The organism is Micromonospora sp. NPDC051924, from assembly GCF_055586005.1.
This window is the reverse complement of sequence record NZ_JBVJJA010000002.1, coordinates 177,652-203,674: the sequence shown is the minus strand read 5'-3', so window position 1 is coordinate 203,674 and position 26,023 is coordinate 177,652. Positions and strand designations below refer to the sequence as shown.

Sequence of the window (26,023 nt, the reverse complement as noted above, 5' to 3'; positions counted from 1 at the left end):
TCACGACCCCGGTACGGCGACGATGAAGTACTGGTAATGAGCGGGAGAGTCGTACACGGAGCCGTCCGAGCCGGTGACGATCCGCTCGCCACCCGGTTTGGGATTGCTCGCGGACTGCACCGTGCCCCACTCCCGGTATTCAGCGAACCTCGCGTAGTCGACGGTCAGCGCCGCACTGCCCGCGCTCCTGACTCCGTCGGTCCGGCCCACCCGGAGCAGGACGCCGCGGACGCCCGCCCGTTCGGTGGCGGCCCGGTCCAGCACCTCCACCCGTAGCCGGGAGGGGGTGACGGCGGGGGCGAGCGCCCGCCCGGCCGCGGAGACCGCGCCCGTGCCCGCAGCCCCGACTCGCACCGGGAGCGCACCCGCCCTGACCGGCGCCGCCGCGCGGGCGGCGAGGTCCACCTCGGCGGCTCCCGCCGCCGGCCAGGCCGGCGCCGGCTTGCGCGTCGCGTCGGGCATCACGGCCCGTGCTCCTGGCGTGCCCGGCACCACCGGGGACACCGGCACGGTGGGCACCTTCTGCGGGGCCGGCGGCTTGTACTGCGCCGCGGCCGACGCCGATGGCGGCGCGCCGAGCAGGGACGTGACCATGAGGGCCGCGCCGGTGGCGGCGATCAGCAGCCGGGGTCGGCCGCGACGCGGAGGTGGTGGCAAGGGCGGGCGGACGGTATGCATGTGTGCTCCCCCGCGGCATGCGTGATTACCGGGTTCCGGTGAATTCCGCCGCCGTCGATCGATGTGACAGAGGTTTGGACCACTCCCGGCGCGTCCCACTCGCCAGGGTCCCGGTGAGGCTCTCGTCGGCCCCGACTTCGCGCACTGCCGCCGTCCGCCCCCGGTGGGCCGGGACACGTGACGTCGACGGGCAGGCAGGAGGGCCGGTCCGGACCTGGGGTCAGGACCGGTGGGCGGATGAGGAGATCGGGGCGATGGGCCTACGGCCGGTACCGGACCGCGCCGGGCGGCTTCGGCAGGGTCACCGAAGCGCGGTGCCGGGCGGGTGCCCGCCGCGCACTGCGACGATGAACGCGCAGCTCAGAGCCCGGCCCGTGATGGTGCGCACGCGCAACTTCGCGTCCGGCACCCAGACGTCGTACAGCCATCGGTTGCCCCCCGCGGAATCGATGATCATTGAAATGTGGGAGCAGTATAGAGATCACGGAAGCGCGGGCCACAAGACCGTCTATATGTGGCTCCGTGGATGGGCCCGGCGAGCCGGCCGCCGATCGCGGCGCGGAGGCCGCGGAGGCGCTGCCGGCCGTGTCGGCGGAAGCACTGCCATTGACGGCCGACAATGCATGGTGAGCGTCACCGGCTTGTGAAGACGAGCCCGCCGCTCGGCACGCGCCGCCAGCAGCGTCGGAAGTTCCCTGCGCGTTACATCGACACGCCGCGAATTCGGCTCAACCCTCCCTCATTCTCCCCTTCGACACGCCACGTCGACGCAGCTCAGGCCGAACGTCCGATGTCGCCGGTCGGGTACCTCCGTGCGATCATGTGCCGTCACCTCTCCCCATCTCGGAGGAATCCTCATGCCACAGCGTCGGCACGTGGCGCGCGCGGCTGTGACCGCTTCCGCGGCTGCGGCCTGCCTCGCACTCGCCACCCCGGCTTGGGCGTCGGCCACCGTCACCAACCCCACTCTGCGTCAGGCCGGCCAGCAAATCGTGGCGTCGGACGCGGGCTTCGACCAGGGCTTCGGCAAGTGCGCCGGCGCGGAGCAGCAGGCCGGCCAGGACATCTGGGTGTTCATCTGGCCGGGCAACGACGTCGAGAGCGTCGACGCGGTGAACATCGGCTGGGACACCGACAACGACGGCACCGCCGACACCTTCAAGACGCTCGCCGACGGCCACTTCACGACCGACAGCGGCGCCAAGAAGGTCTGGTTCGCGACGCCGGCCGGCTGGAAGCTGGAGAGCGGCGAGTCGACCATCCACGGGCAGGTGCCGCAGGACAAGTTCAACCTGACCCACACCTGCGCCGCCGCGCCGTCGGAGTCCCCGTCGCCGTCGCCCTCCCCGTCCGGGTCGCCGACCCCGTCCGAGTCGCCGTCCGCGTCCGAGTCGCCGTCGGCCTCTGAGTCGCCGTCCGGTTCCGCGTCGGAGACCCCCACCGGCGACACCTCGGCCACGCCGAGCTCCTCGGTGGGTGGCGTCGCCGGTGGCGGCACCGAGGGCGGCCTGCCGCTCACCGGCGTGGCCGCGACCAGCATCGCGCTCACCGGCCTCATCCTGATCGGTGGCGGCGTCGTGCTGATGACGCTGCGCCGCCGTCGCGACAAGATCACCTTCACCAGCTGACCCACCCGCAGCCGCGATCGGCCGCCGGACACGTCCGGCGGCCGATCCGCGTTACGGCGACTCGCCGAGGATCGTCCGCGACTTTCCGCGCCAATCGCCAAACGGCTCCGGCCGACGCCGGCGGTCCGATGTCGTCATCGGTGCCGGTTTATGCGATCATTTCACGTCCGCCCTACCCAATCCCGGAGGATTCCACATGGCACAGCGCCGGCACCTGGCGCGCGCGGCCCTCGCTGCGGCCGCGGCCACGGCCTGCCTCGCTCTCGGATCTCCCGCCCTGGCCACCGACCCGGCTGGCAACAACGGGACCGTCAAGATCGACAACTTCGACGTCGACAACCACAACGACCCGAACATCGCCAACCGTCCGCACGTCGGCTGCGATTTCCAGGTCCGGTTCTTCAACTTCGACGAGGGCCAGACGGCGAAGATCATCTTCACCATCCACCCACCGTCCGGGTCCGGCGAAGAGGTGACCCCCTCGGAGACCAGGACGATCAGCACGACCCCGGCCGGCGGGGGCAGCAAGGACGAGGACGCGGTCTTCACGTACCACGTGTCCGACTGGGATCTGACGAATTACAAGGAGCAGCCGAAGCAGGGCTACCACGTCAAGCTGACCATCGAGTCGGCGGGCGTGCCGGGCGGCGTCAAGCACAAGGTCTTCTGGGTCCCGAAGTGCACGACCCCGACGACGCCGACCACCCCGCCCGGGACCCCGACCACCACCCCGCCGACCGAGAGCACGCCGCCTGGCGGCTCCGTCTCGCCGGGCACGGGCGGCGGCAACGGCGGCGGCAACGGCGACAACGGCGGCAGCCTGCCGATCACCGGCGTGGCCGCGACCAGCATCGCGCTCGCCGGCATCGTGCTGATCGGCGGCGGCGTCGTGCTGATGACGCTGCGTCGCCGTCGCGACAAGATCACCTTCACCAGCTGACGTACCCGCAGGCAGAACCGGCCGTCGGACTCGCTCCGGCGGCCGGTTCCGCGTATCGGGGCGGGATCGGCGCAGCCGCCGGCAGAGGTGGGGCCCGCTCCGGCAGCGGCCACGAACGGCCGCATCCCCCGGATACGATCTTGAGCGTGGACACCCTCGACCCGCACCGCACCGCCGTCGTCCTGATCGACCTCCAGCGTCGCATCGTGGACCTGCCCACCGCCCCGCACACCGGCCCCGAGGTGGTCGAGCGCTGCCTCGCGCTCGCCGACGCGGCCCGCGCCGCCGGCGCCACCGTGGTGGTGGTCCGCGTCGACCGGCCGGGCCCCGACCCGCAGCCGACCGGGAGCGAACTGCTGCCCGAGGTCGCCCCGCGCGACGGCGACGTCGCGATCGTCAAGCACAGCTGGGGCGCGTTCCACCAGACCGGTCTGGACGCCGCACTGCGCGAGCGGGGCGTGGACACGCTGGTCGTCGCCGGCCTGGTCACCAACTTCGGGGTCGAGCAGACCGTCCGGATCGGCGACGAGGTCGGGTACCGGATGGTGCTGCCGCACGACGCCATGTCCGGACTGGACGCGTATGCCCACGAGTTCGCCGTGGACTATGTCTTCCGCCGGCTCGGCACGGTCTGCACCACTGCGGAGGCGGTCGCGGCGCTGCGCGGTTGAACCGCGGGGCGGCCTGCTCCGTACTGACGGGTAACCCCGGCCGACGGCGCCCGGAGCTGGATCACATAATCGATTCACTTCGATTGCTTTACCGCGTACTCCCAGGTCAACACCGGTGACGGACGGCCCTGACGTGACACGTCCGGCGCCAACCGGTGGGCCGGTCGTCCTGGCATACGAGCGTACGGTTGCCCGCGCGTTCGGCGGCGCGGGACAGTACCCGACACCAGCGGTGCCATCGACGCCGCCGCTCCCCCGGACAACCCTGAGGAGATCGCGATGGCTCTCAGACTCGCCGACGGCACCTCCTGGTCCGAGACACTCGCCCGCGCGGTGGCCGCCACACCGGAGGCCTTCGGCACCGCGCCCGACGGTGGCGCCACCCTGCACAACCTGGTCGAGGGTGAGTGGCACGCGGTCGGCGCGCCGGCCCCGGTGCGCACCCCGGTCGACAACACCGTCCTGGTCAACCTGGCCCGGCTCGACGCGGACACGGCGCGCGCCGCCGTCGCGCACGCCGCCGCCAGCCACCGGGACTGGGCGCAGACCCCGCTGGCCGAGCGCAAGGCCCGGGTCACCGAGGCGCTCGACGCGCTCGCCGCCCACCGCGACCTGCTCGCCATGCTGCTGCTCTGGGAGATCGGCAAGCCGTGGCGGCTGGCCTGCGCCGATGTCGACCGCGCCCTGGACGGCGTGCGCTGGTACGTGCAGGAGATCGACCGGATGCTCGCCGACGGCCGCGAGCCGCTGCCCGGCCCGGTCAGCAACATCGCCTCCTGGAACTACCCGATGAGCGTGCTGGTCCACGCCGAGCTGGTGCAGCTGCTCGCCGGCAACGCGGTCATCGCCAAGACCCCGTCGCAGGGCGGCGCGGTCTGCCTCACCGTCGCGCACGCGCTGATGCGCCGCGCCGGCCTGCCCGCCACGCTGGTCTCCGGCAGCGGCGAGGAACTCTCCGAGGTGCTGGTCCGCGCCCCGGAGATCGGCGCGGTGGCGTTCGTCGGCGGCCGCTCCAACGGCGGCAAGGTGGCCGCCGCGCTGCTCGACTCCGACAAGCGGCACTTCATCGAGCAGGAGGGCCTCAACGCCTGGGGCATCTGGAACTTCTCCCAGTGGGACCTGCTCGCCGCGCACCTCAAGAAGGGCTTCGAGTACGGCAAGCAGCGCTGCACCGCGTACCCCCGGTTCGTGGTCCAGCGGGATCTGGTCGACCAGTTCCTCGACATGTACCTGCCGGTGGTTCGATCGATCCACTTCGGCCATCCACTTGCGGTCGACGAGACGTGGCGGCCCGGCGACCCGCTGCCCGAGCTGGACTTCGGCCCGCTGATCAGTGCGGCCAAGGCCGAGGAGCTGCGCCGCAAGGTCGACGAGGCGGTCCGTGGCGGCGCGGTGCCGCTGCACCGGGGCAAGCTCGACGGCGCGCCCTTCCTCGACGGGCAGGACACCTCCGCGTACGTGGCGCCGGCGGTGCTGCTCGCCCCGCCCGGCCGGTCCCGGCTGATGCACGCCGAACCGTTCGGTCCGGTCGACACCATCGTCGTGGTGGACACCACCGACGAGCTGCTGGCCCAGATGAACGCCTCCAACGGCTCGCTGGTCGCCTCCCTCGCCTGTGACGACGAGGAGCTGGCCGGCAAGCTGGCGGTGGACCTCCAGGCGTTCAAGGTGGGCATCAACAAGCCGCGGTCCCGGGGCGACCGGGAGGAGCCGTTCGGCGGTCGGGGCGCCTCCTGGAAGGGCGCGTTCGTCGGCGGCGACCTGCTGGTGCAGGCGGTCACGGTGGGCGGCGACGGCCGGCTGTACGGCAACTTCCCCGACTACAGCAGCTACCCGGCGACCTGAGCCGGCCGATTTCCGGGCGGGCCCGGACACGGACAGGGCCCCCGCATCGGGGGCCCTGTCGGTGTCACCGTCCCCCGCATCGGAGGTCGGCCAGGGTGGCACCGGTTCGGCACCGGTGCCGGTACGGGTCACCCGCCGGTCGTCGTCCCGGACCGCGCCGTTGCGGCACGGGACGCGTCGCGGCGGGCGACCCTCGGGTCAGTGCGCCCGACGGGACGGGGCGGTCGCGTCGACCTGTCGGGGCAGCGGGGCCCGGCGGGCCACCAACGGCACCGTAACGGTCAGCACGCTGCCGTCCCGCTCCACCGACGTCGGCCGGTCCAGCCGGCGTACCGCGCGCAGCATCGGGGTGTTCTCCGCCTGCACGTGCAGCAGCAGGGCGGCGTAGCCGGTCCGCTCGGCGTGCCCGAGCAGCCGCCGCAGCAGGGCCGTACCCAGCCCGCGCCGCTGCCAGTCGTCCCGCACCAGCAGCGCCACCTCCGCCTCGTCCCCCTCGCCGAGGAGGTTGGCCATCGCCACGACCGGCGCCGCCTCCCCACCGGAGCCGGTCGCGGCGACCAGGGTGAGCCCCTGGGCCGGCTCCAGCAGCCGGCGCAGCCGGGCCGGGGACGGCCAGCCGGCGCCGCTGAGGTAGCGCCGCTGCCGGCTCCGCGCCGAGCAGCTCTCGTGCAGCTCCACCACGCCGGTCACGTCCTCGGCGGTGGCCGGCCGGACCAGCACCTCCGCCGCGTCCGGCAGCACCAGGGTGACCCGGTCGGCGTCCCGGCGGGCGACGGTCGCGGCCAGCTCGGCCAGCGCCTGGGCCCGCGCGTACTCGGCCGGAGTGAAGCTGGGCTCCCGCCGGCGCAGCTCGTACGAGCCGCCGGACGGGTCGGCCAGCACCATCGTCGTGGCGCCCACCCCGCCGAGCGGGCCGGCCGGCACGGGGCGCCAGGTCACCTCGTCCGCGCCGAGCAGGGTGCGCAGCGCCTCGCCGGCCCCGTCCGGCTCCCGGACCAGCCGGGTGGCCAGGCCGAGCACCCGGGTGGGCTGGTCGGCCAGTCCGCGCGCCTCGCTGCGCGCGACCCAGCAGTCCCGGCCCCGGCCCCGCTCGACGGCCGCCCGCAGGTCGGCCTCGGTCAGCTGGTCGGGCGCGTCGACGAGGAAGTCGTCGACCGCACCCACCTCGGTGGTGTGCACCTGCACGGTGAGGATGTTGACCCCGCGCAACGCGAGGCTCGCCGTGAGGACCGACAGGTAGCCCGGCCGATCGTCCACGGTGGCTCGGATCCGCCACAGCGCCATGGTTCGCTCCCTTCGCCGGTGACCACCCTGCCGGCTGCCTGTTGCGCGGCCGTTGCCCACGGGTGAAACGGCGGGACAGGTCAGGTGATGGTGGTCACCGGCGGGGCGCCGACCAGGTCCAGCCGGTCGCCCAGTATCACCGCGCTGGCCCGGACCAGCTGGGCCAGCCGGTCCACCTCGGTGGCGTGGAACGCGGCGGCGGCCAGCGGCTCGGTGTGGTCCCGCGCCACCACCAGCACCAGCCCGGCCCGGCCGAACGGCGCGACCGCGTAGTGGTGCCCCTCGGGGCTGGTCATCGCCCGGGCCCGCAGCGGGGTGACCTCCGGCAGCCGGGGCGGGACCGGCGCCCGCCAGCTCGCATGCCCGACGGTCGCCCCACCCGGGCCGCCGCTGCGCGAGGCCCAGTCCAGGGGTACGACCGCGGCCACCGCCCAGTCCGCGGCGAGCAGCCCGGGCACCGCGTCGACCAGGGTGGCGACCCCGTCGGTCGGGTTCGCCGCGACCTGGGCGAGCAGTTCGGCGTCCTGGCCCCCGGTGGTCGGCGCGCCGATCGCCCGCCACACCCCGTCCACCCGTACGCCGGGGATCGCGGCCAGGCCGGCGAGCAGGCGTTCCACCCGCGCCGCGCCCGGCCACACCACGGTGAAGTCGTCCACCGCCCGCCCGCCGAGCCGCTCCAGCACGACCACCTGGACGATGTCGGCGCCGGAGACGCCGAGTGTGCGGGCCACCTGGCCGAGCGTGCCGGGTCGGTCCGGCAGGGTCACCCGAACTCTCAGCAGCATGTCTGGTCCCTCCGCTCGGCGGGCCGGCCGTGGCGGCCGGCAGGCTGGGCCCCAGCCTGCCGGTTGACCATTTCGTCCCTGTTGCAGTGCCATGTCCCGCCAGGAAAATCCGACCTTGACAACAAAGCTGAGCTGCCATCAACTAACCGGATGACCGATCCGGCCGTCGACGCGGTGCAGCCCCCGACCGGCTCGGCCCCGCGCGGGCTCGACCTCGACCGGCTCGGCGCGTACCTGGCCGCGCACCGGCCCGAGCTGGCCGGGCCGTTGTCGGCGCGGCTGATCGCCGGAGGCAAGTCCAACCTCACGTATCTGCTGCGCGCGGGCGACCGCGAGGTGGTGCTGCGCCGGCCGCCGCTCGGGCACGTGCTGGCCACCGCCCACGACATGGCCCGGGAGCACCGGGTGATCTCCGCGCTGGCCCCCACCGGCGTGCCGGTCCCCGCCGCGCTGCTGCTCTGCCCCGACGAGGACGTGATCGGCGCCCCGTTCTACCTGATGGAGAAGGTCGACGGCGAGGTCTACCGCAGCCGTGCGCAGACCGACCCGCTCACCGCCGGGCAACGGCGCGAGCTGGCCATGGCGATGATGGACACCCTCGCCGCGCTGCACCTGGTCGACCCGGCCGAGGTGGGCCTGGCCGACTTCGGCCGCCCCGAGGGCTACCTGGCCCGGCAGGTCCGCCGCTGGGCCGGCCAGCTCGACCGCTCCCGCAGCCGCCCGCTGCCCGGCATCGACGAGCTGCGCGACGCGCTCGCCGGCAGCGTGCCGGAGGGCGCGAACGCCGGCCGGATCGTGCACGGCGACTACCGGCTGGACAACCTGCTCGCCGCGGTCGAGCCGGTCGCCGTCCGGGCGGTGCTCGACTGGGAGATGGCCACCCTCGGCGACCCCCTCGCCGACCTGGGGCTGCTGCTGACGTACTGGAGCGTGCTCGGGGACAGCGAGCTCGCCGAGGGCAACCCGGTGGCCGACGGCATCGGCCCCCGGGCCGGCTTTCCGAGCGGCGCCGAGCTGATCGACCGGTACGCCGGGCGCAGCGACGTCGACGTCGGGCCGCTGCACTGGCACGTGGCGCTCGGCTGCTTCAAGCTCGCGGTGATCTGTGAGGGGATCCACTACCGGCACACCCTCGGGCAGACGCTCGGCGAAGGCTTCGACCGGATCGGCGAGATGGTGGCGCCGCTGGTCGAGCACGGTCTGCACGCGGTGAGGGAGAAGTAGATGGAGTTCGCGTACGACGCCCGGACGGTCGAGCTGCGGGACCGGCTCGAGGCGTTCCTCACCGAGTGCGTGTACCCGGCCGAGCCGGTGCACCACGAGCAGGTCACCGCGGCCGGTGACCCGTGGGCCCGCCCGCCGGTCATGGACGAGCTGAAGGCCGAGGCCCGCGAGCGCGGCCTGTGGAACCTGTTCCTCCCCGACCCCCGGTACGGCGCCGGCCTGACCAACCTCCAGTACGCCCCGCTCGCCGAGCTGACCGGGCGAAGCCCGCACCTGGCCCCGGAGGCGCTGAACTGCGCCGCCCCGGACACCGGCAACATGGAGCTGCTCGCCGAGTTCGGCTCCGAGGCGCAGCGGGACCGCTGGCTCAAGCCGCTGCTGGAGGGAGAGATCCGCTCCGCCTTCTGCATGACCGAGCCGGAGGTCGCCTCCTCCGACGCCACCAACATCGCCACCCGGATCACCCGGGACGGCGACTCGTACGTGATCAACGGCCGCAAGTGGTGGTCGTCCGGGGCGATGGACCCGCGCTGCGAGATCTTCATCGTGATGGGCAAGACCGACCCGGACGCCGAGCGGCACCGCCAGCAGAGCATGATCCTGGTCCCCCGGGACACCCCCGGCGTCACGGTCCGCCGCGGCATGACCGTCTTCGGCTACAGCGACGCTCCGCACGGTGGGCACGCCGAGATCGACTTCACCGACGTCCGGGTCCCGGCGGAGAACCTGGTCGGTGCCGAGGGGGCCGGCTTCGCGATCGCCCAGGCCCGGCTCGGCCCGGGGCGGATCCACCACTGCATGCGGCTGATCGGCATGGCCGAGCGGGCCCTGGAGCTGCTCTGCCGGCGGGCCCTGGACCGGGTCGCCTTCGGCCGGCCCCTCGCCGAGCAGGGCGTGGTCCGGGAGTGGATCGCGGAGTCCCGGGTCCGGATCGAGCAGGCCCGGCTGCTGGTGCTGAAGACCGCCTGGCTGATGGACACCGTCGGCAACAGGGGCGCGCACACCGAGATCCAGGCCATCAAGATCGCCACACCGGCGATGGCCGAGTGGGTGATCGACAAGGCCATCCAGGGGTACGGCGGCGCCGGCGTCAGCCAGGACACGCCGCTGGCCGCCCTCTGGGCCCAGACCCGTACCCTCCGCCTCGCCGACGGTCCCGACGAGGTCCACAAGGCGTCCCTCGCCAAGCGCGAACTCCGCCGCTGGTCCTGACCCGCGGCCACAACCCTTGCCGGCAACCCCCTGATTCACGGAAAGAGTGGCCATTCCGCGCGCGATGGCCACTCTTTCCGTGAATCAGCGCCGATCTTGGAGGTGGGCTGGGGATCAGGCGGAGGCGCGGTGGATGAGCTTGGTGTCGAGGAGAACGTGCGGGGACGGGACCTCCTCGCCGCGGATGCGGGAGACCAGCAGGCGAGCCATCTGCCGGCCCATCTCCTCCACCGGCTGGAAGACCGTGGTGAGCGGCGGCTCGGCCTGCCGGGCGATCGGGGCGTCGTCGAAGCCGATCACCGCCACGTCCTCGGGCACCCGGCGGCCGGCCTCGCGCAGCGCCCGGAGCGCGCCGAAGGCCATCAGGTCGGAGGCGACGAAGACCGCGTCGAGGTCCGGGCGGACCTCCAGCAGCCGGCGCATGCAGGCGGTGCCGCTGCCCTCGCTGAAGTCCCCGTACGCGATCAGGTCGGGGTCGACGCTGCCGCCCGCGGCCCGGACGGCCTCCTTGTAGCCGGACAGCCGGGCCAGGCCGGCGCCCATGTCCTGCGGGCCGGCGATGGTGGCGACCCGGCGCCGGCCGCGCGCGAAGAGGTGCTCCACCGCCTGGCGGGCGCCGCCGACGTTGTCCACGTCAACGAACCAGGCCGGCTGGGCCTTCGGGTGCAGCATCCGGGCCGGCCGGCCGCCGAGCACGGTGGGCAGGCCGCGCTCCTCCAGCAGGGTCGGCAGCGGGTCGGCGTCGTGCAGTGAGAGCAGCAGGACCCCGTCCACGTGCTGGTTGGTCAGGTGGTGCTCGACCCGCTCCCGCTCGATCTGGGACTGCGCCATGGCCAGCCAGAGCTGCATCGGGGTCTCCAGCAGCGCCGAGCTGACGCCCCGCACGATGCCGGCGAAGAACGGCTCGGTGAAGACCCGCTCCCCCGACTCGGAGACCACCAGCGCCACCGAGTCGGTCCGCTGGGTCACCAGCGCCCGGGCGGCGCGGTTGGGCACGTACCCCAGCTCGGCGATCGCCTGCTGCACGGCGGCCCGGGCCTCGGGGCTGACCTGCGGCGAGCCGTTGACCACGCGGGAGACCGTGCCGCGCCCGACGCCGGCGCGGGCGGCGACCGCGTCGAGGGTCGGGCGCCCGAGCGACCGCGTGCGCTGCGTTGTCATCGTCTGCTCCTCCGACGTCGGGCGGACCCGGCACCTGTTGAGGCGTCGGCGCCGGGCCGCCCGTTACTGGCTGGCCCAGCCTATTGTGCGGCCAGGCCGTTGCGTCGGATCACCTCGGCGTACCAGCGGGCGCTGGACTTGGGAATCCGCGCCTGGCTGTCGTAGTCGACGTAGACCATGCCGAAGCGCTTGGTGTAGCCCCAGGCCCACTCGAAGTTGTCCATCAGCGACCAGGCGAAGTAGCCCTTGAGCGGCACCCCGGCGTTGCTCGCGGCGTGCGCGGTGCGCAGGTGCGCGTCGAAGTACGCCAGCCGGTCCGGGTCGTCGACCCGGCCGTCGACCACCGTGTCGACGAAGGCGGAGCCGTTCTCGGTGACGTAGAGCGGCAGGTCGGTGTACTCCCGGTGGACCCGCTCCAGGGTCTCCAGCAGGCCGGGGGCGTCGATCTCCCAGTCCATGTCGGTCACCGGGACCCCCCGGGTGACGAACCGGACGTCCTGGCTGCCCGGCCAGCACGAGGGTGCCCGCCAGTACGCCTCCGCCTCGGCGCTCTCCACCGGCGCGGCGACCACGTACCGGCTGTAGTAGTTGACGCCCACCATGTCCAGCGGGGTCGAGATGACCGCCAGGTCGCCGTCCCGGACGTGCCCGAAGTCGGTGACCTTGCGCAGGTCGGCCTGGAGATCCGCCGGGTACGCCCCGCGCAGCACCGGGTCGAGGAAGAACCGGTTGGCCAGGCCGTCGATGCGCCGGGCGGCGTCGGCGTCGGCGGGCGAGTCGCCGGCCGGGGTGACCGGGTAGAGGTTGACCGTGATGCCGAGCTGCGCCTCCGGCCGGGCCGCCCGGACCGCCTGCACCGCCAGCCCGTGCCCGAGCAGCAGGTGGTGCCCGGCCCGGACCGCGTCGGCGCCGTCCGACCGGCCCGGCGCGTGCACACCCGAGCCGTAGCCGAGGAAGGCCGAGCACCACGGCTCGTTCAGGGTGGTGAAGTACTTCACCCGGTCGCCGAGGGCGTCCGCGACGAGCTGGGCGTAGTCGGCGAACCGGGCGGCGGTGTCCCGGGCCGGCCAGCCGCCGGCGTCCTCCAGCGGCTGCGGCAGGTCCCAGTGGTAGAGCGTGAGCCAGGGCTCGATGCCGTGGGTCAGCAGCTCGTCGGCCAGCCGCCGGTAGAAGTCCAGCCCCTCCTGGTTGGCGAGACCACTGCCGCCGGGCTGCACCCGGGGCCAGGAGACCGAGAAGCGGTACGACTTCAGCCCCAGGTCCGCCATCAGCCGCACGTCCTCGGGCATCCGGTGGTAGTGGTCGCAGGCCACGTCCCCGGTGTGTCCGGCCACCGTCCGGCCCTCGCTGTGGCTGAAGGTGTCCCAGATCGACGGGGTGCGGCCGCCCTCGGCCGCCGCGCCCTCGATCTGGTACGCGGCGGTGGCCGCGCCCCAGAGGAAGCCGGGCGGGAAGGTCAGTTCCCGGCCCTGGTCGAGGACGCCGACCGGGGGCGGGCTGGCTGGGTTGGTCACGACTTGACGGCGCCTTCCATGATGCCGCCGATGATCTGACGGCCGAAGATGATGAACACGATCAACAGTGGCAGGGTCGCCAGTGCGGTGCCCGCGAACAGTGCCACGTAGTCCGTCTGGTACAGCCCGGACGAGAGGATCTTCAGGGAGTACTGCACCGTCGGGGTGTCCGGGGTGAGCACGATGAACGGCCAGAGGAACTCGTTCCAGGTCTGCATGAAGGTCAGCAGGCCGAGCACCGCCGCCGCCGGCCGCAGCGCGGGCAGCACGACATTCCAGTAGATCCGCCAGGTGGAGCAGCCGTCGAGCCGGGCCGCCTCGATCAGCTCGTCGCTGATCGCGGACATCGCGTACTGGCGCATCATGAACACGCCGAAGCCCTGCACCAGGAACGGCACGATGACCGCCTGCAGGGTGCCCGTCCAGCCGAGTTCCACCATCATGAGGTAGAGCGGGATGACACCGAGTTGGGTCGGCACCATCATGGTCATGATGATGATCAGCAGCAGCGCGTTGCTGCCCCGGAACCTGAGCTTGGCGAAGGCGAAGCCGGCCAGGCTGGAGAAGAAGATCACCGAGATGGTGACGACGGTCGACACAACGGCCGAGTTGACCAGACCGTAGACGAACGCGGCGTCCTCGTTGGCGAGCATCCGGTCGATGTTGCTGAACAGTTGGTCGCCGGGGGTCGGCGGCATCTCGTAGACCGCACCGTTGTCCCGCGAGGCGATGATGAACGACCAGATGATCGGGAAGATCGACAGCACGCCGCCGAGGATCAGCGCGAGGTAGGTCAGCGGACTGGCCTGCCAGAGCTGGGCGCCGGGCAGCCGACCGCGGCCGCGGCGGCGGGACGGCACCGGAGGCGGGGTGACCGAGCGGGGCAGGGTCTGCGTGGTGGTCACTTCTTGTCCCCCTTCACCGACCGGCGCACCAGCGCGAAGTTGATCAGCGCGAAGATGATGATCATCATGAAGAGCAACCAGGACATCGCGGAGCCGTACCCGTACTCGGAGTTCCCGGTGAAGGTCTTTTCGTAGATGTACATGGCCAGGGTCTGGAACTGGTGGTCCACCCCGCCGCGCACCAGCCCGTTCCCGTACATCAGAGGCTCGGTGAATATCTGGAAGCCACCGATGGTGGAGATGATGACCGTGAAGAGGATCGTCGGCCGGATCAGCGGCACGGTGATCGTCCAGAACTGCCGCCAGGTCGAGGCGCCGTCCAGCGACGCCGACTCGTACAGGTCCTTCGGGATGGCCTGCATGGCGCCGAGGTAGATCAGCGCGTTGTAGCCGGTCCACCGCCAGTCAACCATGAAGGCGATGGCGAACCAGGAGGCGAAGCGGTTGTCCCGCCAGGCGATGGGGTCGAAACCCACGGTGCCGAGCAGCCAGTTGATGAGGCCGTACCGGTCCGCGAAGATCAGCGCGAAGATGATGCCGACCGCGGCCACCGAGGTGATGTTGGGGATGACCACACCCATCCGCAGCAGCGTGCGGGCCTTCATCTGCCGGTTCAGCAGGTTGGCGAGCATCAGCGCCACGATGAGCTGCGGCACGGTGCTGAGCACGAAGATGCCGAGGGTGTTGTAGGCCGCGTTCCAGAACTGGGCGTCCTGGATCAGGAGGCGGTAGTTCTCCAGCCCCGCGAACTCCTTGGTTCCGCTCAGCAGTTCGTAGTCGAAGAGCGAGACGTAGACCGTGTAGAGAACCGGAAAGAGACCGAAGACCCCGAAGAGGACGAAGAACGGGGCGATGTAGAGGTACGGGGAGTACTTGAGATCCCAGCGGCCGAGCCGGTACGACCGGCGCCGGTGCAGCGGGGCGGACGGGGGCGGCGAGGCGGCGCGCGACGGTGGCGCCGCGCCGACAGTCGAACTCATTGCAGGTCCTTCCGGGAGGTGGGGCGGCGGCGACCTCGCCGCGGCGCCCACACCCACGGCGGGTGTGGGCGCCGCCGCCGAGCCCACGGGCAGCGATCCCCGTGGGCCCGGCCGGGTCACCGGCGACTCAGCTGGTCGCCTTCTTGGCCTCGTCCACCGCCTTCTTCCAGGCGGCGTCCGAACTGAGCCGGCCACGCTCGGCCGCCTGCATCTGCGGCTCGAAGATGGTCTCCCAGACCTGCTGGTGCTTGGCGCCGAGGAAGACCGGCTTCATGTTCTTGACGCTCTCACCGAAGATCTTGCCGGTGGGCGCACCGCTGAAGTACTCGCTCGTCTTGTCCTTGAACGCCGGATCGTCGAGGCCGGCGATGTCGGACGGCATGGCGCCCGCCTCCTTGAACGCCGCCAGGTGGCCCTCCTTGCCGGTCAGGTACTTGGCCAGCTCGTACGCCTCCTTCGGGTGCTTGGTCTGCGCCGGGACGGCCAGGTAGGAACCACCCCAGTTGCCGCCGCCGCCGGGGATGTTGGCGATGTCCCACTTGCCGGAGTTCGCCGGGCCGGACTTCGGGGCGATGACACCCTCGGTCATCCAGGCCGGGCAGGGCAGGGTGGCGAACGCGGAGTTCTTGAAAGCCCCGTCCCAGTCGGCGCTCCACCGCTGCGTCTTGGCGGTCAGCCCGTCCTTGGCCATCTGCAGGCCCATGTCCCAGGTCTGCTTGATGACCGGGTTGGTGTCGCCGATGAACTTGTTGTCCTTGTCGAAGAAGAAGGTCTCCGAGTTCTGCATGACGTACGGCTGCATCAGGCTGGTCGCACTGTCCAGCCAGGCGGCCTTGACCTTGCCGCTGGCCTTGAACTCCTTGCCCAGCGCGATGTAGTCCTGCCAGGTGCTCATCCGCTTCGAGACCTCGTCCCGGTCGGTGGGCAGACCGGCCTGCTGGAACAGGTCCTTGCGGTAGCACATGGCCAGGCCACCGACGTCGGTGCCGAGCCCGATCAGCTTCTTGCCGTCCGGCGTCAGGGCGTTGTTCCACTTCCACTCGGGGAAGTTGGCCTTCAGCTCACCGGCGCCCAGGTCGAGCAGGTTGGTGAACTTGTCGGGGTTCTGGACGTACCCGAGCAGGACGCCCTCCTCCAGACCGACCACGTCGCCGGCGCCGCTGCCCGCGGCGAGCCACTGCACCAGCTTCGGCTGGAAGTCGCGCAGCTCGCCCATCTTCTGGTGCTCGACCTTGATGTTCGGGTGCGCCGCCTCGAAGTCCTTGATGGCCTGGTCGTAGCCGAAGTTCTGGAAGGTCTGCAGGACCAGCTTGACCTGGCCGCCCTCGCTGGTCGAGCCCGCATCGTCCTTCTTGCTGCATGCCGCGCTGCCGAGAGCAACGCCCGCGGCGAGCACTGCGACCGCGACAGTGCGGAGCCGGCGCCTGATGACGCTCATCCCTGACCCCTCTCAGGTGGGTATGTCATGTGGTGGTTTTTGACCTGCGCCCGCCCGCCGGCCGGGCAGGTCACGTGGTGAGGCTTTGCTTCTGGGACGCTGCCGCGACGGGCGATGTGGCTTGAGACGCCGCTGTGCGGGAGCGCTCCCATGAGATTGCCGGCAGGTGTCAGGGGTGTCAATAGGCCTATGGGAGCGTTCCCAGATCGTTACCGCGCCGCCCCGGGGCAAGCCGTCGAGGCGAGGATCAGCAGAAGCGGCGCAGCAGGGTGGTGGCCCGGGCGGCATCGAAGGCGGCCGGGTCGAAGCCGGTGCCGGCCCAGTCGCGCATGGTCCGGCGCTCCGGGTGCTCCGGGTCGGCGAGGGCGGCCAGCAGGACCGCGTGCCCGGTCGGGCCGCCGACCCCCTCCGGTGGGCAGGCCCGCTCCCCGGCCAGGCAGACCGGGTAACGCTCGTCCGGTTCGGCGGCGCAGACGTCCTCCACCAGCAGGTCGTGCTCCCACCAGTCGCCGAAGTCGTAGAGGTACCGGAAGCGGTCGCCCTTGCCGACCACGGCGTCCAGCCGGACGTCCAGCTCGTCGCGGACCGCCAGCTCGCCGTCCGGGTCGGGCTCGCCGTACTGGCGCCCGTCGATATCGAACGAGTGCAGGTGGCAGTCCCGCCAGCCCATCGCGTGCTGCACCACCCGGTGCACGCGGTCCAGCGTGTAGCCGCCGGGGACCAGCACCCGCCGCCACACCGGGGGCCGCACCCCGACGAGCGACACGTTCAGCTGGAAGATCTGCCGCGACATGCTGTCCCATCCTTCCTCGGCATAGGCTGCCCACATGATCTGCCGAGCGTGCCGGGAGCGGCGGCACGACGACTGTCCGGGCCGGAAGTGGTGCGACTGTCAGCACCGTACCCCCGAACCCACCCCTCCGGTCACCGGTCCGGCCGGCGAATGATCGCCGGCACCTCCATCTCGCGGGTCTGGCCGGCGCCCGCGACCGGTCCGCTGACCGACCCCGAGTTGGCCGCGCTCTACGGCCGCCCCGACCGGCCCCACCTGCGGGTGAACTTCGTGGCCAGCGCCGACGGCGCGGTCACTGTGGACGGCTACTCGGCCGGCCTCTCCGGCGAGCCGGACAAGCGCGTCTTCGGCCTGCTCCGGATGCTCTGCGACGGCTTGGTCGTGGCCGCCGGCACGCTGCGCCACGAGGGCTACCGGGCGGTCCGGCTGAGCGCGGACCGCCGGGCCTGGCGACGGGAGCACGGCCTGGCCGAGTACCCCACCCTGGTGGTGGTCTCCGGCTCGCTCGACCTGGACCCGGCCCAGGCGTGCTTCGCCGACGCGCCGGTCCGGCCGCTGGTGCTCACCCGCGCCGGGGCCGAGCCACCACCCGGGCTGACCGACGTGGCCGACCTCGTCCGCTGCGGCGCGGAGCGGGTCGACCTCGCCGCCGGCCTCGCCGAGCTGCGCCGCCGCGGGCTGGACCAGTTGCTCTGCGAGGGCGGCCCGCACCTGTTCGGGGCGCTGACCGCCGCCGACCTGGTGGACGAGCTCTGCCTGACCGTGGCGCCGCTGCTCGCCGGCGCCGGACCGGGTCGGATCACCGCCGGGGACGGCAGCCCGTCCCGCCGGCTGCCGCTGCGCCACGTGCTGGCCGCCGACGACGGTGTGCTGATGCTCCGCTACGCCCGCGACCCGGACGCCGCGCCGTCCGCCGGCGCCGCCCCCGCCGCCTGACCGGACGCCGGTGCCGGCGGCAGCGCGGCCGGCAGCCTGAACGCCGCGAACTGGGCGACGTCCAGGAACGAGGTGATCTCGGCGATCCGCCCGTCCCGCAGCGTCAACACGTCGATCGACCACGGCAGGTACGGACCGCTCCCGCCCCGGCGCAGGTAGGAGGCGAGCGCGGGCTGGCCGTTCGCGCCGACCGGCAGATGTCGCCAGCCTCCGCAGGGGCCGAGCGGCGCCGCCCGGGCGAAGTCCATGACCGCCCCGATGCCTCGGTACCAGTGCGGCATCGGCGGCATCGACCAGGTGACGTCCTCGGTGAGCAGGGCGATCAGGGCGTCGCCGTCGCCATCCTCCAGGGCCGTGGCGTACCGGACGACGATCTCGCGCAGCCGGGCGTCGTCGAGCGCGCGCAGGGCCCGTTGCTGCGTGACGGCCGGGACGCGCTCGGCGAGCACCCGGCGGGCCCGCGCGAGGGCGGAGTTCACCGAGGTGGTCGAGGTGCTCATCATGGCCGCGATCTCGGCGGCGGAGTAGCCGAGGACGTCGAAGAGCAGCAGCGCGGCCCGCTGGTTGCCCGGTAGGTGTTGCAGCGCGGCAACGAAGGCCAGCTCGACCGCCTCGCGCTGCTCGTACCGTGCGTCCGGGGCGGCCGGTACTGCGGCGAGGCCGAGGTCCGGGTAGGGGCCGAGCCAGGCGACGCCCTCGTCCGCGCGGTTGTCCGGGACGGCTCGGTCACTCGCCGGGCCGAGGTCGACCGGCAGCGCCCGGCGGCCCCGGCTGGCGATGGCGTCCAGGCAGACGCGGGTCGCGACGGTGTACAGCCAGGAGCGCAGTGAGCCGCGTCCGGCGAAGCCGGGCAGGCCGCGCCAGGCCCGCAGCAGGGTGTCCTGGAGGGCGTCGTCGGCGTCGTGGGTCGAGCCGAGCATGCGGTAGCAGTGGGCGTGCAGTTCCCGGCGCAGCGGTGCGACGAGCGTGGTGAAGGCGGCCTCGTCGATCGCACCCGGCTCCCCGGGCCCGGCGGCCGTGGAAATGACGCTCACGAGCGACGATTCTGCCGCACCGGCGGAGTCTGGAAGGTGAACGGCTCACTCACCACGAACCCGGAGGATCCGATGAGCAGCACGTCCACTACCCACGTCACGACCGACATCCTGGAGGTCCCCGACGGGCGGCTCCACTACGAGGTACGCGGACAGGGCCCCCTCGTCGCCCTGGTCGCCGCCCCGATGGACGCCGGGGCCTTCGCGCCGCTCGCCGACCTGCTGGCCGCGGAGCACACCGTGCTGACCACCGACCCGCGCGGCATCGGCCGCAGCGCCCTGCACGACCCCCACCAGGACTCCACGCCCGAGCTGCGCGCCGACGACGTGTCCCGGCTCCTCACCCACCTCGACGCCGGACCGGCCGCCGTGCTCGGGTCCAGCGGCGGCGCGGTGACCGTCCTCGCCCTCGCCCAGGCCCATCCCGAGCAGGTGCACACGGTCGTCGCGCACGAGCCGCCGCTGCTCGGGCTGCTCGAGGACCGGACGGAGCTGCTGGCCCGGGAGGACGACATGGTCGCCACCTACCTCGCCGGAGACCGGCTCGCCGCCGGGCGCAAGTTCCTCGCCAACGCGAGCATCCAGCTGCCGGAGGAGCTGGTGCTGGCCATGTACGGCGGCGAGCCCGACCCGCAGGCGGCCGCCGACGAGCACTTCCAGTACGTGCACATGATTCGCGGGACGACCCGGTTCCGGCCCGACGTCGCCGCGCTGCGCGACGGCCCGACCCGGGTGGTCGTCGGTCTCGGGGAGACGTCGACCGGCCAGGTCTGCGACCGCACCTCGCGCGCGCTCGCCGCAGCGCTGGGGACGGCTCCGACGATGTTCCCCGGCGGGCACATCGGCTTCGTGGAGGATCCGGCGGCGTTCGCCACCCGGCTGCGGGAGGTGCTCGCCTAAGGCTGAGCCACCCCACGGCGAGGTGCTCGCCGAGGGCTGAGCCGCACCCGGGTCCGGCCGGGGGCCGCACCCGTGCCTCGACGACGGCGGGCGCGGGGTGCCGGGTGGCACTCCGCGCCCGCGATCGGAAGGCGTTACCTCCCGGCGCCGACGGTGGAGGAGTCCGCCGACGCCGGATCAGGCGATCAGTTGACCGAGACGGCCGACCAGGCGGCGGCCACGGTGTTGTACTCGGCGCTGCCGGCGCCGTACAGGTCGGCGGCGGCCGACAGGGTGGCGGTGCGGGCGCCCGAGTAGCCGGTCCGCGAGGTCATGTAGGTGGTGAGCGCGCGGTACCAGATCGCGCCGGCCTTGGCGTTGCCGATGCCGGTCACGGTGCTGCCGTTGCAGGTCGGGCTGTTGCCGTAGGACGACGAGCCGCTGCCGACGGCGAGCAGGTAGAAGAAGTGGTTCGCCACGCCCGAGGAGTAGTGCACGTCCAGGCTCTTCACCATGTTGCTGTAGCAGTCGGCCGACGCGCCGTCCTTGGACGGCTTGTCCATCCAGCGCAGCGGGGTGCCGTTGGTGCGCAGCTCCTCGCCGATCAGGTAGTCGCCCGGGTCGTTGCTGTTGGCGGCGTAGAACTCGACCAGGGTGCCGAAGATGTCGCTGGTGGCCTCGTTGAGGCCGCCCGACTCGCCGCTGTAGCGCAGGCCCGCGGTGTTGCTGGTGACGCCGTGGCTCATCTCGTGCCCGGCGACGTCCAGCGAGGTGAGCGGCGTCCAGCCCTGGGAGGCGTCACCGTCACCGTAGGTCATGCAGAAGCAGGAGTCGCTCCAGAACGCGTTGACGTAGTTGGCGCTGTAGTGCACCCGGCTGTACGCGGCGACCCCGTCGTTGCGGATACCGTTGCGGCCGAACGTGTTCTTGTAGTAGTCCCAGGTCTCGGCCGCGCCGTAGGCCGCGTCCGCGGCGGTGGTCTGCCGGTTGGCCAGCGTGCCGTCACCGAAGACGTTCGAGGCGCTGGTGACCAGGGTGCCGGTGCCGCTGGTGCCACCGTTCAGGTCGTAGGTCTTGTGGCCGCCCCGGGCGCCGTCGTTGAGCTGGTAGGTGCCGCCGGAGAGGGTGGTGCCCACCGCGACCGAGCCGGAGTGGAAGGTGTTGCCGGTGCCGTCGGTCTGGATGGCGTCCCACGAGTCGCGGACCTTGCCGGTGGTGGCGTCGACCAGCACGTTGAGCTGGCTCGGGGTGCCGTCGGCGCGCACGCCGCTGACCACGACCTGGTACGCCAGGGCGGTGCCGGTCGCGTCGGCGTCGTAGACGAGCTGGCTGCCGTCGACCCGGGCGCCGGCGGCGGTGGCGGTGGCCAGCGCGGCGCGGCCGGCGGCCGCCTCGCTGATCTTCGCCTTCGCGCCCCGGGTCGGGGCCACGGACAGGGTCTGGCTGGCGCCGCGCCAGGTGTTGCCCTTGCCCAGGTGGACGACCGTGTCACCGCCCAGGACCGGCCGGCCGTCCTGGTAGCGGTGCAGCCGGACGTGCTCGGTGCCGTCGGCGTCGGTCAGCACGTTCTGCAGGGTGAACGACTGGCCGTCGGCGACGAGTGCGCTGCCCGAGTGGGCCTTGAGCTGGGCCACCGCGCGGGTGAACGCGTCACCGGACACGGGGGCGGCGGAGGCGGTGGTCGGCAGGCTGCCGGCGGCGGCCAGCAGCGCGGCCGTGGCCAGGCCGCCCAGGAGAGTGGTACGACGCATGGAGCTCCTACCTTCACTAGGACTGCCGGTCGGGGGGGTACCGACCGACGGGACCCGCCGGTGCTGGGCGGCGGGTCGGCCACGTCCCCGCAGGTGACAGGGCGTGACGACGCACACGGGATCGACGGAGGAAAGATCCTCGATGCGTTGTTGCACATTCTTGCGCCACGAGGCCCATGTCTGTCACGCCTTGCGGCCAAGATTTTTTCCACTACTTTTCGCGACCCGTTCATAACGGCGAGGCCGAGAGGGGGACCCGCCGGCCGGTCCGCCGCACCTCGAACGCCCGGCCCCGCCGCCGCGCCGATGGCCTTAACCAGGGGAAATGCGTTCACCTCGGGTGGCCGGGACGGATCCGGCCGACGCCGACCGGCCACTGCTCGCCGGGGGACTGCTGGTCGCCTCGGGCCTGGTCGACGTGGTGGCCGCCTACGCCCACACGGCGGCGGACCCCTTCATGGCGGTGACCCCGGGCGGCGTCTACCAGCTCGACATCACCGGCTGGGCCTGGCTGCACGTGGCGATCGCGGCGGCCGTGGCGCTCGCCGGGCTGCTGGCCGTCACCGGGCGGCGCGGCACCGCCGGGACGGCGATCTGGTGCGCCGCGCTGGCGATCGCCGTGGACGTGCTGCTCTTCCCGTACGCGCCGGTCCAGGCGGTCTTCGTGGTCGGGTTCAACGGCGCGGCCGTCCGGCTGCTGATCCGGCGCCGCCACGCTGTCCGGGCCGGCGGCTGAGGCGGTTCAGCGGGGTTCGCAGATCCGGCCGGTGAACGCCGGGTCGGCCTCCCGGTTGGCCGCCCACACCGGGTTGATCACCAGGGCGAGCGGCGGCGCCTGCCAGGCGGAGCCCAGCCGCTGGAACAGGTCGTACTCCCGCCGGGGCTGGTGGATCCGGCCGCCGGCCAGGAAGTCGATCACCCGGTCCTCGGCGGCCCGTCGGCCGACCAGCCCCCCGTGGAAGGCGGGCAACTGGAACACCGGCACCCGGCTGTACTCGCCGGGCGGCGCCTCGGCCGCGCTGACGGTCGGCAGGAAGGCGACCATGCGGACGCCCGGCACCGGGCAGAGCGTGCGGTTGCGATAGAACGGCGCGTCGGCCAGCACCGACCGCACGAACGGCTCGTCCGGTCCGCTCCTCACCTCGCGGCCGAGGTTCGCCAGCCAGAAGATCCCGCGCAACTCCCACCCGGTGGCCACGCCCCAGCCGCTGTGGCCCGGCGGTGGATAGTAGGCCCGCCCGGGCCGGATCAGCGGACTGAACAGCATCGCCGCCTCCACCGGCGTCGGCTTCGACCACTTGTCCAGGTAGGTCCGCGCCACCATCGCGCCCTCGCTGGACCCGAGCAGGGCGACCGGCCGGCCGGTACGCCGGTGCAGCGCCTCGACCTGCGCGGCCAGCAGGACCGCGCTGGAGTCCAGCGAGCGGTGGGTGGCTTCCGGGGCGTACGGCAGCGGACGTCCCTGCTGGTCGAGCCCGGCGTAGGAGAAGCGCTCCACCCGTGGGTCCACCGGCGGACGCCCGTTCCACTCCGAGTCGTGCCCGGCGATGGCGATCACCGCGTGCGGCACCCGGTCCGGCAACCGCTCGCTCACCACGGGTGGCGTCCACTCGCCCGGCTTGCCCACCGCGAGGCCGATGAGCGACTGCGCCGCCACCGCGCCGGCCATGGTCAGGACGATGGCCACCGGTGCCACCGGAACCCGCGGCCAGCGGATCCGCGCGGGCAGCGCAGCCGCCGTCACGGTCTGCCGCCAGAGCAGGCCGTTCGCCACCCCGGCCAGACCGGCCACCACGATGCCCCACCAACCACGGGTGCTGGAGATCAGCGCACCCGCGAAGGTGAGCACCACGAAGCTGAGCACCGACCAGCCGAGCAGCTCGATCGTGGGCAGCCCGCGCCACCAGGTCCCGATTACCCCGGCGCGTTGCAGGAACGGGGCGAGCACCAGCATCGGGATCAGCGAGGCGAGCAGGTACCAGGAGAGCGCGACCACCGAGAACGCGACCGAGAGCGCGGCCCACGGGGAGATGATCACCGCGGCGAGGGCGGCGACCTCCAGGTTCCGCCGGACCAGCCAGCGGAACGGGGGGCGCTGCACCTGCGCGGGCCAGGCCAGCGCGGTCAGCCCCGCGGACAGCAGCCCGCGCAGGGCGGTGAGGCCCACCAGCCCGAGGAGGAAATGCCACCACGAGTTGTGGTAGACGAGCAGCCAGCGCAGGTCGTGGTACGAGTCGTACGGCCAGACGCCCGTGGCCTGGGGGGCGAGGGCGCGCGCCCCGCCATAGCCGATGCCGACCAGGATCGCCTCCTCGACCACCGCCGGCAGCACGGCGAGCAGGAGCAACCCGACCGTCCGCCTCCGCCGCAGCGACTCCACGCCCCGCCCCCGCTCCCTCGCCCCTTGCAGGATCTCGCGCCGCCGGGCCGGGCCGGGTGGGAATCGGCGGGCCGGCCCGCGTACGGACGGTCGCCGGTCGACCGCGCGGAGCGAGGCGGGCTCGACACCTGCGTGGTGTCCGCCGCGTCGCGTGGCAACCTGTCGCATCCCTCGGGCAGGATGCAGGTCGTGCGCCGCGACCCAGACGACCAGCCGACCGGAGACCGCCGATGACCGACGACCTGATCGACGGCCCCGGCGACGGGGTCGGCCGGGTGCTGGGCACCGCCGACGCCACCCCGCTCACCTTCTGGACCGCCGTCTCCCCCGGCAGCTACCTGCAACTCGACGACGTGGTGGTCACCCGCCGCGAGCTGCCCGACCGCGAGCCGGTGACCATCGCCGGGGTGGTCACCCAGGTGCGCGCCCGGCACGAGGGGGCGCAGTTCGACTCGGACGTCTTCGCCATCGCCGACGGCACGCTGCCGGCCCAGGTGCAGGAGGCCGCCGAGATCACCACCACCCGGGTCGACCCGGAGTTCTACGTGCCGCCCACCCCGGGCGCGGTGGTGCACCGGGCCGAGGGCGACGCCCGGGCCCGGGCGCTGCACTTCGACCGGATGGAGCGGCGCATCCCGATGGGCATGGGCCGCGACGGCGTCCCGGTCTACCTCAACGCCGACTTCCTCGACGGCACCCGGGGCGCGCACGTCTCCATCTCCGGCATCTCCGGGGTGGCGACCAAGACCAGCTTCGCCACGTTCCTGCTCTACTCGGTCTTCCGGTCCGGGGTGCTGGGCGGCGACGCGGTCAACGCCAAGGCGCTCATCTTCAACGTCAAGGGTGAGGACCTGCTCTTCCTCGACCACCCCAACGCCCGGCTCGACGACGCCACCCGGGCCGGCTACGCGAAGCTCGGCCTGACCGCCGGGGCCTTCCCCGACGTCCGGGTCCACGCGCCGCCCCGCGTCGGCGACTCGTCCGGCACGCCGGACGTGAGCAGCCGGCTCACCGGGGTCGACAGCTTCTACTGGACGCTCACCGAGTTCTGCGCCGACCGCCTGCTGCCCTACGTCTTCGCCGACGCCGACGACGAGCGGCAGCAGTACACGATGGTGGTCCACTCGGTCGCCGCCCACCTGGCCCGGTACGCCCAGCCCGCGGACGGCGGGGTGAGCATCGACGGGGTGCGGCTGGGGTCCTACACCGACCTGGTCGACCACATCGTCGAGCAGCTCAACGACGACGAGACCCGGGGCGACTGGGCCGGCAGCGCGGTTGGCCTGGGCACGGTCAACGCGTTCGCCCGCCGGCTGATCGGCAGCAAGAAGGACCTGGGCCGGCTGATCCGGGGCGACCTGGCCACCCGCCGCCCGCACTCGATCAACACGTCGGAGAGCGCCCAGGTCACCGTGGTCGACCTGCACAACCTGCCGGACCGGGCGCAGCGTTTCGTGGTCGGCGTGACGCTCAAGAGCGAGTTCGAGCGCAAGGAGAAGGCCGGCACCGCCAAGCCGCTGCTCTTCGTGGTGCTCGACGAGCTCAACAAGTACGCCCCGCGCGAGGGCTCCTCCCCGATCAAGGAGGTGCTGCTCGACATCGCCGAGCGGGGCCGCTCGCTCGGGGTGATCCTGGTCGGCGCGCAGCAGACCGCCAGCGAGGTGGAGCGGCGGATCGTCACCAACTCGGCGATCCGGGTGGTCGGCCGGCTCGACCCGGCCGAGGCGTCCCGCCCGGAGTACGGCTTCCTCCCGCCCGCCCAGCGCCAGCGGGCGCTGCTGGCCAAGCCGGGCACCATGTTCGTCAACCAGCCGGACATCCCGGTGCCGCTCTGCCTGGAGTTCCCCTTCCCGGCCTGGGCGACCCGGGTCTCCGAGGCCGGCCGGGCGCCCTCGGAGACGCTCCGCTCGATCACCCAGGCGGCCGACCCGTTCGCGGTGGTCGGCTCCGGCGCCTCCGACGACGACATCCCGTTCTAGGGCTGG

The 26,023-nt window shown here is 72.7% G+C and carries 23 protein-coding genes; 10 read left to right on the top strand and 13 right to left on the bottom strand.

Annotation, left to right across the window (positions count from 1 at the left end):
- Together ACZ6S5_RS02285 and ACZ6S5_RS02280 are read right to left on the bottom strand one after the other, a co-directional pair.
- On the bottom strand, positions 1–678 hold the full coding sequence (locus ACZ6S5_RS02285) for a hypothetical protein (RefSeq protein ID WP_465996869.1): 678 nt from the start codon (positions 676–678) through the stop codon (positions 1–3).
- A gap of 301 nt (positions 679–979) precedes the next feature.
- Positions 980–1,135, bottom strand: coding sequence for a hypothetical protein (locus ACZ6S5_RS02280; RefSeq protein WP_465996867.1), 156 nt, complete (start codon positions 1,133–1,135; stop codon positions 980–982).
- A gap of 418 nt (positions 1,136–1,553) precedes the next feature.
- Between ACZ6S5_RS02280 and ACZ6S5_RS02275 the strand changes: the two genes are divergently transcribed.
- The 4 genes from ACZ6S5_RS02275 (at position 1,554) to ACZ6S5_RS02260 (ending at position 5,762) form a co-directional block, all read left to right on the top strand.
- Positions 1,554–2,306 (top strand): LPXTG cell wall anchor domain-containing protein, encoded by a 753-nt coding sequence (locus ACZ6S5_RS02275; RefSeq protein WP_465996865.1) that lies wholly within the window; start codon positions 1,554–1,556, stop codon positions 2,304–2,306.
- A gap of 196 nt (positions 2,307–2,502) precedes the next feature.
- On the top strand, positions 2,503–3,246 hold the full coding sequence (locus tag ACZ6S5_RS02270) for an LPXTG cell wall anchor domain-containing protein (RefSeq protein ID WP_465996863.1): 744 nt from the start codon (positions 2,503–2,505) through the stop codon (positions 3,244–3,246).
- A gap of 146 nt (positions 3,247–3,392) precedes the next feature.
- A complete protein-coding gene (locus ACZ6S5_RS02265; protein ID WP_465996861.1) occupies positions 3,393–3,917 on the top strand; it encodes an isochorismatase family protein in 525 nt (174 codons plus the stop codon).
- A 279-nt stretch (positions 3,918–4,196) separates the two neighbouring features.
- Positions 4,197–5,762, top strand: a complete 1,566-nt coding sequence (locus tag ACZ6S5_RS02260) for an aldehyde dehydrogenase family protein (RefSeq protein ID WP_465996859.1) — start codon at positions 4,197–4,199, stop codon at positions 5,760–5,762.
- 198 nt (positions 5,763–5,960) lie between these two features.
- On the opposite strand, the gene ACZ6S5_RS02255 is transcribed toward ACZ6S5_RS02260, so the two are convergent.
- Complete coding sequence (locus ACZ6S5_RS02255) at positions 5,961–7,046, bottom strand: GNAT family N-acetyltransferase (RefSeq protein WP_465996857.1); 1,086 nt, start codon at positions 7,044–7,046, stop codon at positions 5,961–5,963.
- A gap of 80 nt (positions 7,047–7,126) precedes the next feature.
- On the bottom strand, positions 7,127–7,831 hold the full coding sequence (locus ACZ6S5_RS02250; RefSeq protein ID WP_465996855.1) for an ACT domain-containing protein: 705 nt from the start codon (positions 7,829–7,831) through the stop codon (positions 7,127–7,129).
- A gap of 150 nt (positions 7,832–7,981) precedes the next feature.
- Between ACZ6S5_RS02250 and ACZ6S5_RS02245 the strand changes: the two genes are divergently transcribed.
- Both ACZ6S5_RS02245 and ACZ6S5_RS02240 read left to right on the top strand, forming a co-directional pair.
- The gene (locus tag ACZ6S5_RS02245) at positions 7,982–9,055 is read left to right on the top strand and encodes a phosphotransferase family protein (RefSeq protein WP_465996853.1); all 1,074 of its coding nucleotides are present in this window, start codon (positions 7,982–7,984) and stop codon (positions 9,053–9,055) included.
- On the top strand, positions 9,056–10,267 hold the full coding sequence (locus ACZ6S5_RS02240) for an acyl-CoA dehydrogenase family protein (protein WP_465996851.1): 1,212 nt from the start codon (positions 9,056–9,058) through the stop codon (positions 10,265–10,267).
- A gap of 114 nt (positions 10,268–10,381) precedes the next feature.
- On the opposite strand, the gene ACZ6S5_RS02235 is transcribed toward ACZ6S5_RS02240, so the two are convergent.
- The 6 genes from ACZ6S5_RS02235 to ACZ6S5_RS02210 all read right to left on the bottom strand — a co-directional run bounded on the left by ACZ6S5_RS02235 (position 10,382) and on the right by ACZ6S5_RS02210 (position 17,058).
- Entirely contained in the window at positions 10,382–11,428 is a 1,047-nt protein-coding gene (locus ACZ6S5_RS02235) for a LacI family DNA-binding transcriptional regulator (RefSeq protein WP_465996849.1), read from the bottom strand.
- An 80-nt stretch (positions 11,429–11,508) separates the two neighbouring features.
- The gene (locus tag ACZ6S5_RS02230; RefSeq protein WP_465996847.1) at positions 11,509–12,942 is read right to left on the bottom strand and encodes a GH1 family beta-glucosidase; all 1,434 of its coding nucleotides are present in this window, start codon (positions 12,940–12,942) and stop codon (positions 11,509–11,511) included.
- Positions 12,939–13,802, bottom strand: a complete 864-nt coding sequence (locus ACZ6S5_RS02225; RefSeq protein WP_465996982.1) for a carbohydrate ABC transporter permease — start codon at positions 13,800–13,802, stop codon at positions 12,939–12,941. Before ACZ6S5_RS02225 ends, ACZ6S5_RS02230 begins: the two co-directional genes overlap by 4 nt.
- 41 nt (positions 13,803–13,843) lie before the next feature.
- On the bottom strand, positions 13,844–14,827 hold the full coding sequence (locus ACZ6S5_RS02220) for a carbohydrate ABC transporter permease (protein WP_465996845.1): 984 nt from the start codon (positions 14,825–14,827) through the stop codon (positions 13,844–13,846).
- Between the two features lie 127 nt (positions 14,828–14,954).
- Positions 14,955–16,265 carry an extracellular solute-binding protein gene (locus ACZ6S5_RS02215; protein ID WP_465996843.1) on the bottom strand — a complete coding sequence of 437 codons (1,311 nt, stop codon included), beginning with the start codon at positions 16,263–16,265 and terminating at the stop codon, positions 14,955–14,957.
- 247 nt (positions 16,266–16,512) lie between these two features.
- Positions 16,513–17,058, bottom strand: a complete 546-nt coding sequence (locus tag ACZ6S5_RS02210; protein WP_465996841.1) for a plasmid pRiA4b ORF-3 family protein — start codon at positions 17,056–17,058, stop codon at positions 16,513–16,515.
- A gap of 150 nt (positions 17,059–17,208) precedes the next feature.
- Between ACZ6S5_RS02210 and ACZ6S5_RS02205 the strand changes: the two genes are divergently transcribed.
- Positions 17,209–17,994 carry a pyrimidine reductase family protein gene (locus ACZ6S5_RS02205; protein WP_465996839.1) on the top strand — a complete coding sequence of 262 codons (786 nt, stop codon included), beginning with the start codon at positions 17,209–17,211 and terminating at the stop codon, positions 17,992–17,994.
- On the opposite strand, the gene ACZ6S5_RS02200 is transcribed toward ACZ6S5_RS02205, so the two are convergent.
- The gene (locus ACZ6S5_RS02200; RefSeq protein ID WP_465996837.1) at positions 17,940–19,028 is read right to left on the bottom strand and encodes a sigma-70 family RNA polymerase sigma factor; all 1,089 of its coding nucleotides are present in this window, start codon (positions 19,026–19,028) and stop codon (positions 17,940–17,942) included. The genes ACZ6S5_RS02205 and ACZ6S5_RS02200 overlap by 55 nt on opposite strands.
- A gap of 72 nt (positions 19,029–19,100) precedes the next feature.
- Between ACZ6S5_RS02200 and ACZ6S5_RS02195 the strand changes: the two genes are divergently transcribed.
- Positions 19,101–19,928 (top strand): alpha/beta fold hydrolase, encoded by an 828-nt coding sequence (locus tag ACZ6S5_RS02195; RefSeq protein WP_465996835.1) that lies wholly within the window; start codon positions 19,101–19,103, stop codon positions 19,926–19,928.
- Between the two features lie 185 nt (positions 19,929–20,113).
- Here ACZ6S5_RS02195 and ACZ6S5_RS02190 read toward each other — a convergent pair whose 3' ends face one another.
- On the bottom strand, positions 20,114–21,658 hold the full coding sequence (locus tag ACZ6S5_RS02190) for a M4 family metallopeptidase (protein WP_465996833.1): 1,545 nt from the start codon (positions 21,656–21,658) through the stop codon (positions 20,114–20,116).
- A 325-nt stretch (positions 21,659–21,983) separates the two neighbouring features.
- Between ACZ6S5_RS02190 and ACZ6S5_RS02185 the strand changes: the two genes are divergently transcribed.
- Positions 21,984–22,394, top strand: a complete 411-nt coding sequence (locus tag ACZ6S5_RS02185) for a DUF7144 family membrane protein (RefSeq protein WP_465996831.1) — start codon at positions 21,984–21,986, stop codon at positions 22,392–22,394.
- 6 nt (positions 22,395–22,400) lie between these two features.
- Here the strand turns inward: ACZ6S5_RS02185 and ACZ6S5_RS02180 are convergent, their stop codons facing one another.
- Entirely contained in the window at positions 22,401–24,038 is a 1,638-nt protein-coding gene (locus ACZ6S5_RS02180) for a hypothetical protein (protein WP_465996830.1), read from the bottom strand.
- Positions 24,039–24,268: 230 nt separating this feature from the next.
- Here ACZ6S5_RS02180 and ACZ6S5_RS02175 point away from each other — a divergent pair, with 230 nt between their 5' ends.
- Positions 24,269–26,017: an ATP-binding protein gene (locus ACZ6S5_RS02175; protein WP_465996828.1), complete on the top strand. Its 1,749-nt coding sequence runs from the start codon at positions 24,269–24,271 to the stop codon at positions 26,015–26,017.
- The last annotated feature ends 6 nt before the right edge of the window (positions 26,018–26,023 follow it).

Coding starts and splice junctions, on each gene's coding strand:
- ACZ6S5_RS02285 (WP_465996869.1), bottom strand. CDS start 678: ATGCATACCGTCCGCCCGCCCTTGCCACCACCTCCGCGTCGCGGCCGA.
- ACZ6S5_RS02280 (WP_465996867.1), bottom strand. CDS start 1,135: ATGATCATCGATTCCGCGGGGGGCAACCGATGGCTGTACGACGTCTGG.
- ACZ6S5_RS02270 (WP_465996863.1), top strand. CDS start 2,503: ATGGCACAGCGCCGGCACCTGGCGCGCGCGGCCCTCGCTGCGGCCGCG.
- ACZ6S5_RS02260 (WP_465996859.1), top strand. CDS start 4,197: ATGGCTCTCAGACTCGCCGACGGCACCTCCTGGTCCGAGACACTCGCC.
- ACZ6S5_RS02255 (WP_465996857.1), bottom strand. CDS start 7,046: ATGGCGCTGTGGCGGATCCGAGCCACCGTGGACGATCGGCCGGGCTAC.
- ACZ6S5_RS02250 (WP_465996855.1), bottom strand. CDS start 7,831: ATGCTGCTGAGAGTTCGGGTGACCCTGCCGGACCGACCCGGCACGCTC.
- ACZ6S5_RS02245 (WP_465996853.1), top strand. CDS start 7,982: ATGACCGATCCGGCCGTCGACGCGGTGCAGCCCCCGACCGGCTCGGCC.
- ACZ6S5_RS02240 (WP_465996851.1), top strand. CDS start 9,056: ATGGAGTTCGCGTACGACGCCCGGACGGTCGAGCTGCGGGACCGGCTC.
- ACZ6S5_RS02235 (WP_465996849.1), bottom strand. CDS start 11,428: ATGACAACGCAGCGCACGCGGTCGCTCGGGCGCCCGACCCTCGACGCG.
- ACZ6S5_RS02220 (WP_465996845.1), bottom strand. CDS start 14,827: ATGAGTTCGACTGTCGGCGCGGCGCCACCGTCGCGCGCCGCCTCGCCG.
- ACZ6S5_RS02215 (WP_465996843.1), bottom strand. CDS start 16,265: ATGAGCGTCATCAGGCGCCGGCTCCGCACTGTCGCGGTCGCAGTGCTC.
- ACZ6S5_RS02210 (WP_465996841.1), bottom strand. CDS start 17,058: ATGTCGCGGCAGATCTTCCAGCTGAACGTGTCGCTCGTCGGGGTGCGG.
- ACZ6S5_RS02205 (WP_465996839.1), top strand. CDS start 17,209: ATGATCGCCGGCACCTCCATCTCGCGGGTCTGGCCGGCGCCCGCGACC.
- ACZ6S5_RS02195 (WP_465996835.1), top strand. CDS start 19,101: ATGAGCAGCACGTCCACTACCCACGTCACGACCGACATCCTGGAGGTC.
- ACZ6S5_RS02190 (WP_465996833.1), bottom strand. CDS start 21,658: ATGCGTCGTACCACTCTCCTGGGCGGCCTGGCCACGGCCGCGCTGCTG.
- ACZ6S5_RS02185 (WP_465996831.1), top strand. CDS start 21,984: ATGCGTTCACCTCGGGTGGCCGGGACGGATCCGGCCGACGCCGACCGG.
- ACZ6S5_RS02175 (WP_465996828.1), top strand. CDS start 24,269: ATGACCGACGACCTGATCGACGGCCCCGGCGACGGGGTCGGCCGGGTG.